The sequence below is a fragment of the Aquabacterium sp. A7-Y genome, assembly GCF_026153205.1.
GTDB lineage: Bacteria > Pseudomonadota > Gammaproteobacteria > Burkholderiales > Burkholderiaceae_C > Caldimonas.
Genome location: NZ_JAPFBW010000021.1, coordinates 1 through 15,476, shown reverse-complemented (window position 1 = coordinate 15,476; position 15,476 = coordinate 1). Strand labels below are relative to the sequence as shown.

Below are 15,476 nucleotides of genomic sequence, written 5' to 3'. Positions count from 1 at the left end.
GGCACCGGTGCGTTCGACAGCGCGATCACAGTGAGATCGACGAACTTCGGGCCGTAGCGGGCGGTCAGGGTGTAGGCGGCCGGGTCGAGGTTGCTCTCCAGTGCCTCGAAGCTGCCGACGATCCCGCCGTCGGCGTCCAGGATGCGGTAGCTGCCGGCGACGGGCGTCGACGTGTCGAACTCCGCCCACAGGCGGGTGTCCTCCAGTCGCGCTGTGCCCTCGACGTGGACCCGGTCGAAGCGGGCCGGCCCGGCGACATCGACATCGAAGATGCCGCGCTCGAAGCTCGCACCTGCGCCCGGCAGCTGCGCCTGGCCCACCTCGCCTTCCAGCCCCGCCCCGAAACGACCGCCCCACAGCGCGAATCCGGCGCTGCGCAAGGTGCCGCCGATCCAGGTCTCGGCGTGCTCGTCGTACTGCTTGTACTCGGCCGGCCTGTCGGCATCGCTGCTGGTGAGGTGCAGCTCGCTGCCGGCGCCGATCTGGAGGCTGCCGCGGTTCACGACCGCACGCTCCACGCTCAGGGCGGCGCCTTCCAGCACCTGGATGTCGCCGCTGTTGAGTCCCATCCCGGCCAGGGCGTTGTCGTCCGCGCCCGACCAGTGGTTGACGAAACGGGCCTGGGGCCCGGCCAGCACGATGGCGGCCTGGTTCTCGATCAGGCGGCCCGCGTCGCGACCCTCGGGATCCCCGAGGCGCAGCGCCAAGGTGCCCTGGCGTGCCACGTAGCGGCCGCCGGTCAGAGCCTGCACCAGCGCCGGCTCGTCGCGCGTCTCCTGCTCCTGCCGGCGCGAGACCCACTGCGTCAGCGGCCCATGCACCTCGACGCGGCCGTTCACCGCCTCGATCGAGCCGGTGTTGTCGACCGCGCCGTCCAGGCGCAGCAGCCCGGCCCCCACCGAACGCAGCGTGCCCTGGTTGTAGAAGCTGCTTGACACGGTCGTCGAGCCGGCCCGGGTACGCAGGTAGCGGCCCTGGTTGTGGATGGCGCTGACGCCGACCACGGTGTCGCGCGTGGCGCCGGTGGGGTCGGCCTGCGGGATGCTCCGTTCGGAGAAATGGCACCGGGCCCGATGTGGAGGCGGCCGGGGCCCGCCAAGTCGGCGTCTCCCCCCCAGGCGACCCGGCCTTGGAAGTGGAAATCGCTGGTCAGCTGCTTGTCGTAGACCGTCGTGTCGTCGACCCCGTACTGACTGGGAATGTTGCGGTAGGCGCCGTGGTGCAGCACCGCGCGGCCACGGACCGTCACCGGTCCCGCAGCCGAGAGCACGGCGTCGCCCCAGTCCACGCGTTCCAGCGTCAGCGGGCGGTTGATCTGCAGCCGGCTCTGCGGGTCGTCCACGAACCTTTGCGTCGAAGTGAGGCGCAGGCCGCCCAGGCTGGCGCCTTGCCGCCGGTCGTCGAAGCGAACCTGCGCCCCTCCCCTGATGTCCAGCCAGCCCGGCCCGCTGATGCGAGCGCCGCCGTCGATCCGGTAGGTACCGCCGTTCAGCGCCACGGTGCCCGCATTGACGATGGAGCCGGAGATGACCTTGGTGAAGGGCGGCGTGTGTTGCTCATAGCCCCGGAAGGCGAGCCGGCCGCCTTCGGCAATCCGCCAGCTTCCCGAACTCTGCAGCGAGCTGTCGCCGATGCCCAATTCCACCCGGGCGCCGCGCCCGACGTCCCCGTGGCCCCGGTGCGTGAGGGTGCTGCGTGGCACATCGGCGGCGTAGCTCGCACCGGCGCCGACCGCGAATGTGCCCCGGTTCAACCAGCCCCCGCTGCCCGGCATGAGATCCTGGGTCACGCTGCCCTCCTGCACGTCGAAGCGGCCGTGGTTCTCGAAGGCGGCGGTCACGAGATGGGTCGTGGCGGCGCCGGTTTTGGTGTAACGGCCTTCGACCACCAGATCCCAGGCCCAGAGTCGACGGTACGGGCCCTGCGTGCCGGCGCGGTCCTGGAAGTGCCCGCCGCCGCCGACGTGCAAGCGTCCGAAGCTGTCCAGGGACCTGGCGCTGGCCTCCCAGAGGGTCTCGCCCATCAGATGGAAGGGGGTGTCGGTCGATCCCCCCTCGATGCTCCGGGAGCCGGAACCGGTGAAGACGGCCCGGCCTCGCACCGTCCGGGGGCTGCTGCCGGCCAAGGTGCCGCCGCTCCAGCGCAGACTCTGCACGGTGACCGGGCTGCTGGACGACAGTCGGCCTCCGCTGAGATCGAGATGCCCGAGGGCGGCGCCGCCGTCCCCGATCGCCAGTTCGCCGCCGCTGAGGCGGAGCCGGCCGCTGCCCTGCACGGAGTGGGCGAGGAAACTGCCGTGGCGCAACTCGGTGTCGAAGCCCCCCAGTAGGGCTCGCGTGTTGCTGCGGACCGGCGCGCCGGCGGTCCAGTTGAGGACGGAGTCCCAGTACGGCGTGCCGGCCGCGCCGCTCCAGCGTGTCTCGTCGGCGGTCGCGAGACTGGCGTGCAGCGCGGCGGGGGCGGCGACCAGCAGGGTGGCTGCGGCGCGGCCTCGCAGGTGGCGGGTGGGCTGGCCGGAACGGGCCGGGGAGGGTGTCATGCGGATCTCCTTGGAGAGCCAGATCGTTCGCGTGCCGGCCATGACGGCCTGGCACGGCCCATGACAGCACCTCGGCGGCGCCGCCATGTGCGACAACAATCGGCGATCGGGAGAGGCGCCGCATGGGAAGTTGCAAGCGCCGGTAGGGCCGCCTTTGCAGGGGGCCGTGCTGAGCCCGAGGTGCCGCGCCGGGGCGGGTCAGCCCCGCCTCCGATCAGGCGCCCAGGTCGCGTTGGTAGGGATCGTCGAAACCCAGTCCGAGCAGGATTTCGGTCTCGCGCGCCTCCATCACCTGGGCCTCGTCCTCCAGCTCGTGGTCGTAGCCCTGCGCGTGCAGCGTGCCGTGCACCAGCAGGTGGGCGTAGTGCGCCTGCAGCGGCTTGCCGAGCTCCCCGGCCTCGCGCTCGACCACCGGGGCGCACAGCACCAGGTCGGCGACGACCACCGGCTCGTGCGTGTAGTCGAAGGTCAACACGTTGGTCGCGTAGTCCTTGCTGCGGAAGTCGCGGTTGAGCGCCTGGCCTTCCTCGGCATCGACGATACGCACTGTGATCTCGGCGGGTGCCTCGAGCGCGGCACGCATCCAGCGCACGACCTTGTGGCGGGGCAGGTGGGTGCGATGGCGTGCATCGGCGAATTGCAGCGAGAGCTGCAGTTCGGGTTTGGCGGCCGGCATCAGTCCTCGCCCTGGTGTTCGTAGGCGTCGTAGGCCTCGACGATGCGCGCCACCAGCGGATGGCGCACCACGTCGCTGGCGGTGAAGCGGGTCATCGCGATGCCGCGCACCCGGCGCAGGATGCGCTCGGCATCGATCAGCCCGCTCTTCTGCCCGCGCGGCAGATCGATCTGGCTGACGTCGCCGGTCACCACGGCCTTGCTGCCGAAGCCGATGCGGGTCAGGAACATCTTCATCTGTTCCGGCGTGGTGTTCTGCGCCTCGTCGAGGATCACGAAGGCGTGGTTGAGCGTGCGCCCGCGCATGAAGGCCAGCGGCGCGATCTCGATGCTGCCTTTCTCGAAGGCCTTGGTGACGCGGTCGAAGCCCATCAGGTCGTACAGCGCGTCGTACAGGGGGCGCAGGTAGGGATCGACTTTCTGCGACAAGTCGCCGGGCAAGAAACCGAGCCGTTCGCCGGCCTCCACCGCCGGGCGCGTCAGGATGATGCGCTGCACCGCGCTGCGCTCCAGGGCGTCGACGGCGCAGGCCACCGCCAGGAAGGTCTTGCCGGTGCCCGCCGGGCCGATGCCGAAGGTGATGTCGTAGCCGAGGATGTTGCGCAGGTAGTGGTCCTGGTTGGGCGTGCGGCCCTGCAGGTCGCTGCGCCGAGTGCGCAGCACCACGTCCTCGCCCTCGGAGGCCTTGGCCTCGCGCGCGCCCTCGGGCTGCATGGCCTCCATCAGCGCGAGCTGCAGTTCGTCGGCGGGAATGGGCCGGCGCGCCCGGTCGTAAAGCGACTGCAGCAGGGCCACGGCACGCTCGGCCGGTTTTTTGGCGCCCTCGATGCGGAAGGACTCGTTGCGGCGCGTGATGCTGACGTCGAAGGCGGCCTCGATGGTGCGCAGGTGCTCGTCCAGGGTGCCGCAGAGATGGGCCAGTCGGGTGTTGTCCAGCGGGATGAATGCGTGGCGAAGAATCACGAAATGAGAACTCCTGCAGCCCATTCAACCGGGGGGGCCGCCGGTGCATTGTCCCCCGGGCGGGGCTCGCGGAGAATCCGCTCCCATGACTTCCTTGCTTTCGATGCGGTGTTGCGACGCTCGCTCACCGCGGTTTTTCAACGTCTTTACGGTCTTGCTGCTCCTGCTTCTGCTGAGCGCGCTGGGGGCGGCGCCGCAGCGCGCCGCGGCGGCCGAGCTGACCTTGCGCCGGGCGGTGGTCGTCGAGGAGGCTGCGTTCGACGGCCCGACGCGCAGCGTGAACCGACCGGTCGAGCTGCCCGACGCCTGGTCGCAGACCCGGCCGGGCTTTGACGGTTTCGTGACCTACCGCATCGAGCTGCCGGCCACCCCGCCGGCCAAGGAGCAGCTGCTGGCGCTCTACATCGAGCGCGCCTGCTCCAACGTGGAGGTGCATTTCAACGGACAGCTGCTGGTGCGCCACGGCAGCATGACGCCCCCGGTGACACGCAACTGCTACTACCCTCACCTGGTGATGCTGCCCGCCGGGCTCTTCAAGGCCGAGGGCAACCGCCTGGAGCTGAAGGTGGCAGGCTACGCGCTCGAGCACGTGGCGGCCCGCCAGCGCGCCGGCGGGCTGTCCGAGGTCGTGCTGGCGCCTCAGGCCGAACTGCTGAGCCGCTACGAGCGCCAGCTGTTCTGGAACGTCACGATGGGCCAGGTGGTGGGCGTCACCATCGTCGTGCTGGGCCTGTTCATGCTCGGCCTGGCGTGGGCGCGGCGCAGCGAGCCGGCCTATCTCTACTTCGGCCTGCTGTTGGTGGGGTGGGCGGTGCTCGGCTCCCGCATGTGGGTGCGGCACATGCCCCTCGACCACTGGACGGTGGAGATCCTGACCAGCACGCTGAGCGCTCCGGTGGTCGCGCTGGCCGTGCTGTTCCTGCAGCGCTACGGCGGGCACAGCCACCGGCCGGTCAATCTCGCGATGATGATGCAGTGCCTGCTGGTGCCGGCCTCCATCGCGCTGGCCGGCGAGGAGCACTTCTTCACGGTGATGGCGCTCTGGTCCTCGGCCTACCTGGTGGAGGTGACCTGGGCCATCGGCCACTACCTGCGCCACGTGTGGCACGAGCGGCGCCCCGAGTTCTGGATCATGAGCGGGGCGCTGATCCTGCTGGTGGCGCTCGCCGCCGTCGAGATGGCGGTGCAGCACGGCTGGATCGGCGTGCCCAGCGTGCACCTGATCCACTTTTCGATGCCCTTGCTGTTTTTCGCCGTCGGCCTCCGGCTGGTGCAGCATTTCGTGCAGGCCCTGCAGGCGGCCGAGGTGGCGCGCTACCAGCTGGAGCAGCGCATCAGCGAGAAGACCGCGGAGATCGAGCGCAGCTACGCCGAGCTGGCCGAGGCGCGCATCGAGCAGGTGGCCGAGGCCGAGCGCAAGCGCATTGCCGGCGACCTGCACGACGACCTGGGCGCCAAGCTGCTGACCATCGTGCACACCAGCGGGGACGAGCGCATCTCCACGCTGGCGCGCGAAGCGCTGGAGGAGATGCGGCTGTCGGTGCGAGGCCTGACCGGCAAGCCGGTCAAGGTCGCCGACGCACTGGCCGACTGGCGCGCCGAGGTCGTCTCGCGGCTGGGCCAGGCGGCGGTGCAGGTCGACTGGATGACCGCGCACGAGAGTGATGAACGGCACCTCTCGGCGCGCGCCTACGTGCAGACCACCCGCATCCTGCGCGAGGCCACCAGCAACATCATCAAGCACAGCGGTGCGAGCGCCTGCACGATACGCTGCGTGATCGATGCGACCGACTTCAACCTGGTGATCCAGGACAATGGCCGCGGCATCCCGCTGGAGCTCGACGGCAAGCTCGACCGCGGGCACGGCATGGCCAGCATGAAACGCCGCGCGAAGCAACTGGCCGGTCAGTGCCTGGTCGAGTCCGGGCCGGGCTATGGGACGGTGATCCGACTGACGCTGCCGCTGTGATGCCGGCCGGCGTGAACGGGGTACAACGTCGCAAAAGAGTCACTCGGATCCCCCGCCGGAGTGAGTGGCAAGGGGCAATTGCGCGTTACCATCACGATTGCCTCCCGCGCCGGTGCGGACGCTGGCTTCTGAGTGAATGTTCACATGCATATCCTGCTGCTCGAAGACCTTCCCGAAATCCGCCAGTGGCTCAAGACGCTGGTGACCCAGGTCTTTCCCGCTGCGCGCGTTTCGGAGAGCGCCCGCGTCCACGACGCGCTGGAGCAAATCACGGCGCTGCGCTTCGACCTGGCCTTGATCGATCTGGGCCTGCCCGACGGTTCGGGCGTCGAGGTGGTCGCCGCGCTGCGTGAATCGCAGCCCGAGGCGCAGTCGGTGGTGGTGACCATCCACGACGACGACGACCACCTTTTCCCCGCGCTGCAGGCTGGTGCCTTCGGCTACCTGCTGAAGGAGCAGGCCAAGGACCAGTTGGCCGAGCAGCTGCAGCGCATCACCCAGGGCGAGCCGCCGCTGTCACCCTCAATTGCGCGCCGTGTGATCGCCTACTTCGCTTCCCAGGCGCGTCACCAGCCGGCCCAGACCGAGCCGCTGCTGCCGCCGGTGTCGCTGACCGACCGCGAGAACGAGGTGCTGTTGCGCGTCGCCAAGGGCTTCACGCTGCCCGAAATCGGCGTCCAGCTGGGGCTGTCGCGCCACACCATCGCTGACTACGTCAAGCAGATCTACCGCAAGCTCAACGTCTCCTCGCGTGCCGAAGCCGCGCTGGAGGCGCAGCGCCTCGGCCTGTTCCGCAAATCGCCGCGCTGACGCGGCGAGTTAGTTCCGCGTTTCGCCGCGTTGACCCGGCACCGGGGCGGCGCCGGCCGCGATAATGCGGCCGATGATAGGACGGCTCACGGGCGTGATCGCGGAGAAGGCCCCTCCGCTGGTGTTGATCGATGTCAACGGCGTCGGCTACGAGGTCGACGTGCCGATGAGCACGTTCTACCACCTGCCCAACCTGGGCGAGCGGGTCAGCCTGCTGACGCATTTTGTGGTGCGCGAGGACGCGCAGATCCTCTACGGCTTCGCCACCGCGCCGGAGCGCGAGACCTTTCGCCAGCTCATCAAGATCTCGGGGGTCGGTCCGCGTACGGCGCTGGCCATCCTGTCGGGCATGAGCGTCGGCGACCTGGCGCAGGCAGTCAGCTTGCAGGAGGCCGGCCGTCTGGTGAAGCTGCCCGGCATCGGCAAGAAGACCGCCGAGCGCCTGCTCCTGGAACTCAAGGGCAAGCTGGGGCCTGATCTGGCCCAGCCCGTGGCGATCACCAGCGAAGCGCATGGCGACGTGCTGCAGGCCCTGGTCGCGCTGGGCTACAGCGACAAAGAGGCCGCTGCGGCCCTCAAGGCCCTGCCGGCAGACGTGGGCGTGAGCGAGGGCATCAAGCTGGCGCTGCGCTCACTGAACAAGTGAATCCGCGATGAGCATCCAGACCGACGACTTCAGCCCGCCGCCGCGCCAGCGTGTGGTGTCGGCGACCCCCGGCTCGCCCAACGAGGAGGCGATCGAGCGCGCATTGCGTCCCAAGGGCCTGGACGACTATGTCGGCCAGGCCAAGGCGCGCGAGCAGCTGGAGATTTTCATCGGCGCGGCGCGCAAGCGCGGCGAGGCGCTCGATCACGTGCTGCTGTTCGGTCCGCCGGGCCTGGGCAAGACGACCCTGAGCCACATCATCGCGCACGAACTGGGCGTCAACCTGCGCCAGACCTCCGGTCCGGTGCTGGAAAAGCCCAAGGACCTGGCGGCGCTGCTGACCAACCTCGAACGCAACGACGTGTTGTTCATCGACGAGATCCACCGGCTTTCCCCGGTGGTCGAGGAGATCCTCTACCCGGCGCTGGAGGACTACCAGATCGACATCATGATCGGCGAAGGCCCGGCCGCACGTTCGATCAAGCTCGACCTGCAGCCCTTCACGCTGGTCGGCGCGACCACACGCGCCGGCATGTTGACCAACCCCTTGCGCGACCGCTTCGGCATCGTGGCCCGGCTGGAGTTCTACACCGCCGAGGAACTGGCCCGCATCGTAGTGCGCTCGGCCGGGCTGCTCAACGCGCCGACCGACGCGCTGGGGGCGATGGAAATCGCGCGCCGTTCGCGGGGCACCCCGCGCATCGCCAACCGCCTGCTGCGGCGCGTGCGCGACTATGCCGAGGTGAAGGGGGACGGGCGTATCACGAAGCTCATCGCCGACAAGGCACTGGCGATGCTGGACGTCGACCCGCAGGGGTTCGACGTCATGGACCGCAAGCTGCTGGAAGCCGTGATCCACCGCTTCGACGGTGGCCCGGTGGGCTTGGACAACCTGGCGGCCGCCATCGGCGAAGAGCGCGACACGATCGAGGACGTGATCGAGCCCTATCTGATCCAGCAGGGTTACCTGCAGCGCACACCGCGCGGACGCATCGCGACGGTCGCGGCCTACCGGCACCTGGGCATGGCCCCGCCGGGGCGGGCCGAGGCCGGCGGTGACCTGTTTCCCGAATAAGCCGAAGCCGCGCGGACCGGGCGGATCGCGGCTCAGATCAGGTCTTCGATGACCAGGCGGCCGTAACGCTCGGCGATGCGGGCCTGGAAGCGCAGCGCAACGTCCGACACCCGCTGCGCATGCGTAGCGTCGGGCGCGAACACCACCAGCCAGCCGCAGCCTTCGTCGGCCAGCTGCTTGTAGCGCCGCATCAGCCGGATCTCGTGACCGAACTCGGCCGCCCCGCCGGCCCTGGCCAGTCGCTGCTCCATCTCGCGTGCGCCTTCCTCGCAGCTGTACTGGACGATGTCTTCGGCATCGAAGCCGGCTTCCCGCAGGGCCTGGGCCGCTTCGCTGGCCCGCTCGTCGGAGTCGAAGCCGATGACGATATGACCGACCGGATTGAATGCGCCGAAGGACAAAGGCATGTCCTCCTTGACCATCCGCTTGAGTGCCATGGCGAAATCCTCCGTGAGGAGATCGTTTCAGTGTAGTGAGGGTGGCTCCGCTGGCAAGCCGCGGGCCGGTGTCCCTTCTGAGCTCAGGGGACTGGGCTCGCCGCTGCAGATCATTCCGATCAGCACCAGGCTGGCGACGATGCCCAGCGCCGCCAGTGCGCTGGCGCTCGGCGCCAATTCGTGGGCGAACCAGAGGAAAGCGCCAGTCGCGTTCAGCACCACCAGGAAGAGCCCGCCCGCCAGCCACTGCGCGCGCCGGCTCATCGGCGGGTCCCAGCGGCGCACGCGGCGAACGTCGAAGGGAGGTTTGGGGTCGAGCTGCTGCAGATCGGCGGGCCGCCAACCGGGGGGCTTGAACCAGATGCGCAGCTTGTCGGACCAGCGGCGGGTGCGCCAGCTGTCACGGGCCAGCTCGGCATAGACCTGCAGGTTCGCCCACAAGGGGTTCCAGCTGCGCAGCGGACCGCGCGTGCCCCAGACACAGGGCTCCTCGTCGTCCTCGTCCCGGAAGGTCCCGAACCACCGGTCCCACAGCATCAGGATGCCGCCGTAGTTTTTGTCGAGGTAGGGGTCGTTGACGGCGTGGTGGACGCGGTGGTTGCTCGGCGAGCAGAACACCCGGTCGAACCATCCGAGGCGGCCGATCTGCCGGGTGTGGACCCAGTATTGGTAGAGCAGGTCGACCAGGGCCACCACGCCGAACACCAGCGGCGGCACGCCGACCAGCGCCATCGGCAGATAGAACAGCCAGCCGGCGATCCAGCCGGTGCTGGTCTGGCGCAGCGCCGTCGAAAGGTTGTAGTCTTCGCTCTGGTGGTGCACCACGTGCGCGGCCCAGAACAGCGCGCATTCATGACCCAGGCGGTGATGCCAGTAGTAGCAGAAATCGTAGAAGACCAGCGCCAGCGGCCAGATCCACCACACGTTGCCCGGTAGCTGCCAGAGTGCGGCATGGTGATAGACGAAGCTGTAGATGCCCACCGTCATCAGCGTCGTGAAGACCCCGGTGAGCTGGCTCATCATGCCCAGCCCGATGCTGCTGAGCGCGTCGTTGAGGCGGTAGGTGTTGCGGCCGCGGACCAGGCCGACTGCGTATTCGAGGGCGATCAGCAGCAGGAAAACGGGGGTCGCAAGAACGATGATCTGGGCGGCTTGCATGGTGTCGCAGAGGAAGGCTCGCGCGGTGGCGGGGCGGGACTTCCATCTTGCGGCAAGCGGGCGCGCTTGTGGAGCGGGTCTGCCCGACTCGTGATCGACGTGCCCGGACTGCTAGGCGGCGCTGCCGACGCGATCACCGTCCGAGTTTTCGTCCAGGCTGGTTTCGTTCAGGTGCGAGGTGTCGGCCCAGCCGACCAGCATGAAACCCTCGCCGGTGTAGAGCAGGCGGTTGATGCTGGCATTGCCCAGTTCCCAGGTGCGCGCAGCCTGCAGGTCGACCCGGGTGGCGGCGCGATAGAGGCAGTCCAGCACCCCGCCGTGCGCCACCAGCGCGATGTTCTGGCCGGGGTGCCGAGCGGCAATGCGGCTGGCCGTCGTGACGACCCGGTCGTAGAAGACCTGCAGTGCCTCACCGCCCGCCGGGCCGAAGGCCGGGTCACGCCTGCGCCAGCGCAGCGCCTGCTCCGGCCAGCGGGCCTCGATCTCACGGAAGCTCTGGCCCTGGAACTCGCCGAAGCCGCGTTCGCGCAGACCGGCGTCGCGCTCGATGGACAGGCCACGGGTCGCGGCGACCGCCTGGGCCGTTTGGTGGGCACGGGTCAGGTCGCTGGAGTAGATCGCGTCGATGTGTTCGTCGGCCAGCGCCTCGGCCAGCCTCTCGGCCTGCCACAGGCCCTTGTCGTTGAGCGGGATGTCGAGGTGGCCTTGGATGCGGCTGTCGGCGTTCCAGGCGGTTTCGCCATGCCGGATGGCAATGACGCGGGTGAGGTCGCGATGGGGCATTTGGGAGGGATCCAGGACGGCGGGCCGGCGGCCCGCCCGTGGCGATTTTCGCCGCGGCCGGCGCCAAGCGCTACAGCAGTCGGCGGTTCAGCGTGTAAGTTCCCGAGAAGGAGGCCTGGCCCAGCACGTGACCCCGGATCGCTTCGCGCACCTGCGAGCCGGTGAAGCTGCCGTCGACCGGGCAGTGCGGCAGGTCCAGGGCATGGAGCGTGAACACGTAGCGGTGCACCCGGGCGTCGTTGAAGGGCGGGAATGGGCCGTCGTAGCCGAAATACTGGCCACCGTTCTGCGGGTCGCCCTCGAACCAGCCGGTGTAGTCGTTGAGCCCCTGGCGTGAGCCGTGCAGGCTGGCTGGGCCGGGTTTGCCACGCGGGGTGAAACCCCGGCTGAATTCGCCTTCGGCGATCTCCCTCAACGTCGCCGGCAGGTCGACCAGCACCCAATGGAAAAAGTCGACGCGGGGCAGCGATTCCGGCACTTCGCGATCCGGCTGGTTGACGTCGTCGCCGCGGCTCGGCACGTCGGGGTCGTGGCAGATCAGCACGAAGGAGCGCGTGCCCTCGGGGGCGGCGTCCCAGGCGAGTTGCGGATTGACGTTGTCGGCGAAAGTCACGCCGCCGTGCTCATCGGGCCGACCTGCGGCGTAGCGCTGCGGAATGCGGCCGCCGTTGGGCCAACTGTTGCTGACGAGTTTCATCGGGTCTCCTGGTTCTCTGGCTGCAGGACGGGGCGCAGGTGGTTCAGCCACCTCACACGCCCCAGACGATCTCCTGGTCGGCGGCGTGGGCACGCCGCATCATCTCGATGAGGGGCCAGACGCGCTGCCTCAGGGTCACGCCTTCTCGCGGGGGCAGGGTGCGTCCCTCGGCGCGGGCTTCTTCCTCGGCGCGCTCGCGCGCCGCTTCGTCCTCGAGCACGGCGCGCTCGAGGGCGGCGGTGGCGGCCGGCATCTGGGACGGTTCGATGATGCCCTTGGGGGCCGGTTCCTTGCCGATCAGGCGCACGATGTGGTCGCCTGCCGGGCCCGTCATGATCACGTCGCCGGCGGCCTTGGACTTGAACTTGTAGAGCATGCCTTATCCGTACATGTAGCTGCGGTTGAACGGGAAGTCGCATTGTGCGCCGCGCATCGGCCCGTCGGTTTCCGAGCCGCTGGGGCGCGACGCGAGCAGTTGATACAGCGAGATCCAGCCCCTCTCGAAGCACATCGCGCACCCGGCCAGATAGAGCCGGTAGGCTCGCACGGTGCGTTCGTCCGTCACGGCGCGCGCCTCGTCGAGGTGCGCTTCAAGGCCATCGGACCAGTCCCACAGGGTGCGAGCGTAATGCGGTCGCAGGTTTTCCGCATCGAGCAGTTCCAGGCCGGCCCCGCCGAGGCATTGCGCCAGGCGGGAGACATGCGCCAGTTCGCCGCCGGGAAAGATATACCGCTCGATGAAGTCGCCCATGCCGGCGTCGAGCTGGTGGTGGTGCAGGCCGCCGGAGGTGATGCCGTGGTTGAGCAGCAGGCCGCCCGGCTTGAGCAGCCGCGCGATCTTGGCGAAATAGCCCGGCAACTTGGCCCGGCCCACGTGCTCGCACATGCCCACCGAGGCGATGCGGTCGAAGCCCTGCGTCTCGGGCAGGTCGCGGTAGTCCATCAGGTGGACCTCCACGCGGCCGGCGAGCCCGCGCGCGTCGATCAGGCGGCGCACATGCTCGGCCTGGTTGTGCGACAGCGTGATGCCGACCGCCTCGACCCCGTGGTGTTCGGCCGCCCACAGCAGCAGGCCGCCCCAGCCCGCCCCGATGTCCAGCAAGCGCAGCCCGGGCCGCAGCTGCAGCTTGCGGCAAATGTGCTCGAGCTTGGCTTCCTGCGCCTGGGCCAGGGACATGTCGGCAGCCGCGTAGTAGGCGCAGGAGTAGACCCGTCGAGGATCGAGCCACAGCGCGTAGAAGTCGTCCGACACGTCGTAGTGGAACTGCACCTGGCGCGCATCCTGCTCCTGGCGATGCCGTCGCAGCGAGCGCAGATGCTGCCAACAGCGCAGCCAGGGTCGCGGGGCCTGCTGCCGCACCGGGTTGCGCACCAGCCGTGCGGCGACCTGCATCACATCGCGCATGCGGCCCTCGATGTCCAGGTGGCCCTGCACATAGGCGTCGCCCAGGGCGCCGAGCTGGCCTCGTGCCAGCGAGCCGACCCAGCGCGCGGCCCGCAGCGTCAACCTGACTTCGGCCGGCAGCGGGCCCGCGCGGCCGCCCGGCCATTCGAGGGCGACCCGGCAAGGCAACTGTGCCAGGCGCTGTTCCAGGATTCCGGTCCATGCATCCATCGGTCATGCCTCCGTTGCGGTGAGTAAGCCGTGGATATGCGCTATAACCTAAGCCGAGTGGATTGACGAGCTTTCTTGTAAGCAGAGGTGGGGTGTTCCCGGGCGCGTCCGGCCGGCACCCGAGTCAGCGCGTTAAACCCGATGGAAGCATCGCGTTTGCGCGCTAGCATCCGGGAATGACACTGCAGGTCTTCGGATTGCCCGTTTCTCGCGGGGTGGCCATCGGCAAGGCGGTCCTGGTTTCTTCCAGCCGGGTCGATGTGGCCCATTACTTCATCAACGCCGATCAGGTCGAGTCCGAAATCGTGCGTCTGCGCGAGGGCCGCGACGTGGTGGCTCGCGAGCTGGAAATGCTCAAGCGCGACATGCCGGACGACGCGCCTGGCGAGCTCGCGGCCCTGCTCGACGTGCACCTGCTCCTGCTGCACGACGAGGCGCTGACCGGCGCCACCAAGCAGTGGATCATCGACCGCCATTACAACGCCGAGTGGGCCTTGTCGGCCCAGCTGGAAGTGCTGGCACGCCAGTTCGACGAGATGGAGGACGACTACCTGCGCGAGCGCAAGGCCGACGTCGAGCAGGTGGTCGAGCGCCTGCTGCGCGCGCTGGCGCGGGGCGCCACCTCGGCGCTCGCGCCAGCGCCGGGCAAGAGCACGGAGGACTGGGGCGGCGAGGAGCCGCTGGTGCTGATCGCCAATGACATCGCCCCGGCCGACATGCTGCAGTTCAAAAAGAGCGTGTTCAAGGGTTTTGTCACCGACGTCGGCGGCAAGACCTCGCACACCGCCATCGTGGCGCGCAGCATGGACATCCCCGCGATCGTCGGCGCCCGCGAGGCCAGCCGGCTGATCCGGCAGGACGACTGGGTCATCATCGATGGCGACGCCGGTGTCGTCATCGTCGATCCCTCGCCGATGGTGCTGGAGGAATACCGCTTCCGTCAGCGCCAGAGTGAATTGGAACGCGAGCGCCTGGCGCGACTGCGCCATACGCCGGCGGTGACGCTCGACGGCGAGCGGGTGGAATTGCTGGCCAATATCGAGTTGCCTCAGGATGCGCCGGGCGCCTTCGAGTCAGGTGCCGTGGGTGTCGGACTGTTCCGCAGCGAGTTTCTGTTCATGAACCGCAACGGCGAGCTGCCCGGCGAGGACGAGCAGTTCGAAGCCTACCGCGCCGCCGTGCAGGCGATGCAAGGCCTGCCTGTCACGATACGCACCGTGGACATCGGCGCCGACAAGTCGCTGGAGCGCATGTCCATCAACGAACTGCGGCACGAACACACGCTCAATCCTGCCCTGGGTCTGCGTGCCATCCGCTGGAGCCTGTCGGAGCCCAACATGTTCCGGATGCAGTTGCGCGCCATCCTGCGCGCAAGCGTCTTCGGCCCGGTCAAGCTGCTGGTGCCCATGCTGGCTCACCGCAGCGAGATCCGGCAAACCTTCGAGATGATCGAGCGGGCGAAGCAGCAGTTGCGGGACGCGGGCGTGCCCTTCGCCGACATCCAGGTCGGCGCCATGATCGAGGTGCCGGCGGCCGCCTTGCTGATGCCCTTGTTCCTGCGGCACTTCGACTTCGTGTCGATCGGCACGAACGATCTGATCCAGTACACCCTGGCGATTGATCGGGCGGACGAAAGCGTGTCCTATCTCTACGACCCGTGGCACCCGGCGGTGCTGCGGCTGGTGGCCGGCACCATCTCGCAGGCGCGCGCTGCCGGCAAGGGTGTCTGTGTGTGCGGTGAAATGGCGGGCGACAGCAGCTTCGCGCCGCTGCTGCTCGCGATGGGCCTGCGCTCATTCTCGATGCACCCGTCGCAGATCGCCTCGGTGAAGCAACGCATTCTTCGGTCCGACACGCAGAAGCTGATGCACTACCTGAACGACATCCTGAACAGCGACGACCCTCAGGCCCGCTATCGGGAACTGGTGGCGGGAGACGGTGTGCGGCCGGCCAGCTTGGCGGCGTGAAAAAATCTCTTGCGGCCTGGCGATTTGTTGCTATAGTCACGCCCTTCGCTGAGCGCAGCGCTGCAAACCACCGGTGACGGGGGAGGGCGGCGGAGGATCCGAAGGGATTCTGAGGCGGGAGGTGAGGAAAGATAAGCGAGCC

General features: G+C 68.7%; 13 protein-coding genes and 1 pseudogene. 5 read left to right on the top strand and 9 right to left on the bottom strand.

What is annotated here, in order from left to right; all coding sequences use genetic code 11:
- Nucleotides 1–835 precede the first annotated feature (835 nt).
- The 3 genes from OOT46_RS18690 to OOT46_RS18680 form a co-directional block, all read right to left on the bottom strand.
- Nucleotides 836–2,539, bottom strand: coding sequence for a hypothetical protein (locus tag OOT46_RS18690; protein WP_265405141.1), 1,704 nt, complete (start codon nt 2,537–2,539; stop codon nt 836–838).
- 214 nt (nt 2,540–2,753) lie between these two features.
- On the bottom strand, nt 2,754–3,215 hold the full coding sequence (gene ybeY, locus OOT46_RS18685) for an rRNA maturation RNase YbeY (RefSeq protein WP_265405140.1): 462 nt from the start codon (nt 3,213–3,215) through the stop codon (nt 2,754–2,756).
- Nucleotides 3,215–4,177, bottom strand: a complete 963-nt coding sequence (locus OOT46_RS18680) for a PhoH family protein (protein WP_265405139.1) — start codon at nt 4,175–4,177, stop codon at nt 3,215–3,217. Before OOT46_RS18680 ends, ybeY begins: the two co-directional genes overlap by 1 nt.
- Nucleotides 4,178–4,331: 154 nt before the next feature.
- On the opposite strand from OOT46_RS18680, the gene OOT46_RS18675 reads away from it, so the two are divergent.
- The 4 genes from OOT46_RS18675 (at nt 4,332) to ruvB (ending at nt 8,677) form a co-directional block, all read left to right on the top strand.
- Nucleotides 4,332–6,146, top strand: a complete 1,815-nt coding sequence (locus tag OOT46_RS18675; RefSeq protein WP_265405138.1) for a sensor histidine kinase — start codon at nt 4,332–4,334, stop codon at nt 6,144–6,146.
- A 144-nt stretch (nt 6,147–6,290) separates the two neighbouring features.
- Nucleotides 6,291–6,956, top strand: coding sequence for a response regulator (locus OOT46_RS18670; RefSeq protein ID WP_265405137.1), 666 nt, complete (start codon nt 6,291–6,293; stop codon nt 6,954–6,956).
- 73 nt (nt 6,957–7,029) lie between these two features.
- Complete coding sequence (gene ruvA / locus OOT46_RS18665) at nt 7,030–7,602, top strand: Holliday junction branch migration protein RuvA (RefSeq protein ID WP_265405136.1); 573 nt, start codon at nt 7,030–7,032, stop codon at nt 7,600–7,602.
- A 7-nt stretch (nt 7,603–7,609) separates the two neighbouring features.
- The gene (gene ruvB, locus OOT46_RS18660) at nt 7,610–8,677 is read left to right on the top strand and encodes a Holliday junction branch migration DNA helicase RuvB (RefSeq protein ID WP_265405135.1); all 1,068 of its coding nucleotides are present in this window, start codon (nt 7,610–7,612) and stop codon (nt 8,675–8,677) included.
- A gap of 32 nt (nt 8,678–8,709) precedes the next feature.
- On the opposite strand, the gene OOT46_RS18655 is transcribed toward ruvB, so the two are convergent.
- The 6 genes and pseudogenes from OOT46_RS18655 to OOT46_RS18630 form a co-directional block, all read right to left on the bottom strand.
- Complete coding sequence (locus OOT46_RS18655; protein ID WP_265405134.1) at nt 8,710–9,114, bottom strand: hypothetical protein; 405 nt, start codon at nt 9,112–9,114, stop codon at nt 8,710–8,712.
- Between the two features lie 153 nt (nt 9,115–9,267).
- Nucleotides 9,268–10,272: pseudogene (locus OOT46_RS18650) on the bottom strand (sterol desaturase family protein); the annotation flags it as partial.
- Between the two features lie 111 nt (nt 10,273–10,383).
- A complete protein-coding gene (locus tag OOT46_RS18645; protein ID WP_265405133.1) occupies nt 10,384–11,055 on the bottom strand; it encodes a histidine phosphatase family protein in 672 nt (223 codons plus the stop codon).
- A 70-nt stretch (nt 11,056–11,125) separates the two neighbouring features.
- A complete protein-coding gene (locus OOT46_RS18640) occupies nt 11,126–11,752 on the bottom strand; it encodes a YbhB/YbcL family Raf kinase inhibitor-like protein (protein WP_265405132.1) in 627 nt (208 codons plus the stop codon).
- A 52-nt stretch (nt 11,753–11,804) separates the two neighbouring features.
- A complete protein-coding gene (locus OOT46_RS18635) occupies nt 11,805–12,128 on the bottom strand; it encodes a DUF1840 domain-containing protein (RefSeq protein ID WP_265405131.1) in 324 nt (107 codons plus the stop codon).
- 3 nt (nt 12,129–12,131) lie between these two features.
- Nucleotides 12,132–13,367: a class I SAM-dependent methyltransferase gene (locus OOT46_RS18630; RefSeq protein ID WP_265405130.1), complete on the bottom strand. Its 1,236-nt coding sequence runs from the start codon at nt 13,365–13,367 to the stop codon at nt 12,132–12,134.
- A gap of 176 nt (nt 13,368–13,543) precedes the next feature.
- On the opposite strand from OOT46_RS18630, the gene ptsP reads away from it, so the two are divergent.
- The gene (gene ptsP / locus OOT46_RS18625) at nt 13,544–15,334 is read left to right on the top strand and encodes a phosphoenolpyruvate--protein phosphotransferase (RefSeq protein ID WP_265405129.1); all 1,791 of its coding nucleotides are present in this window, start codon (nt 13,544–13,546) and stop codon (nt 15,332–15,334) included.
- Nucleotides 15,335–15,476 lie beyond the last annotated feature (142 nt).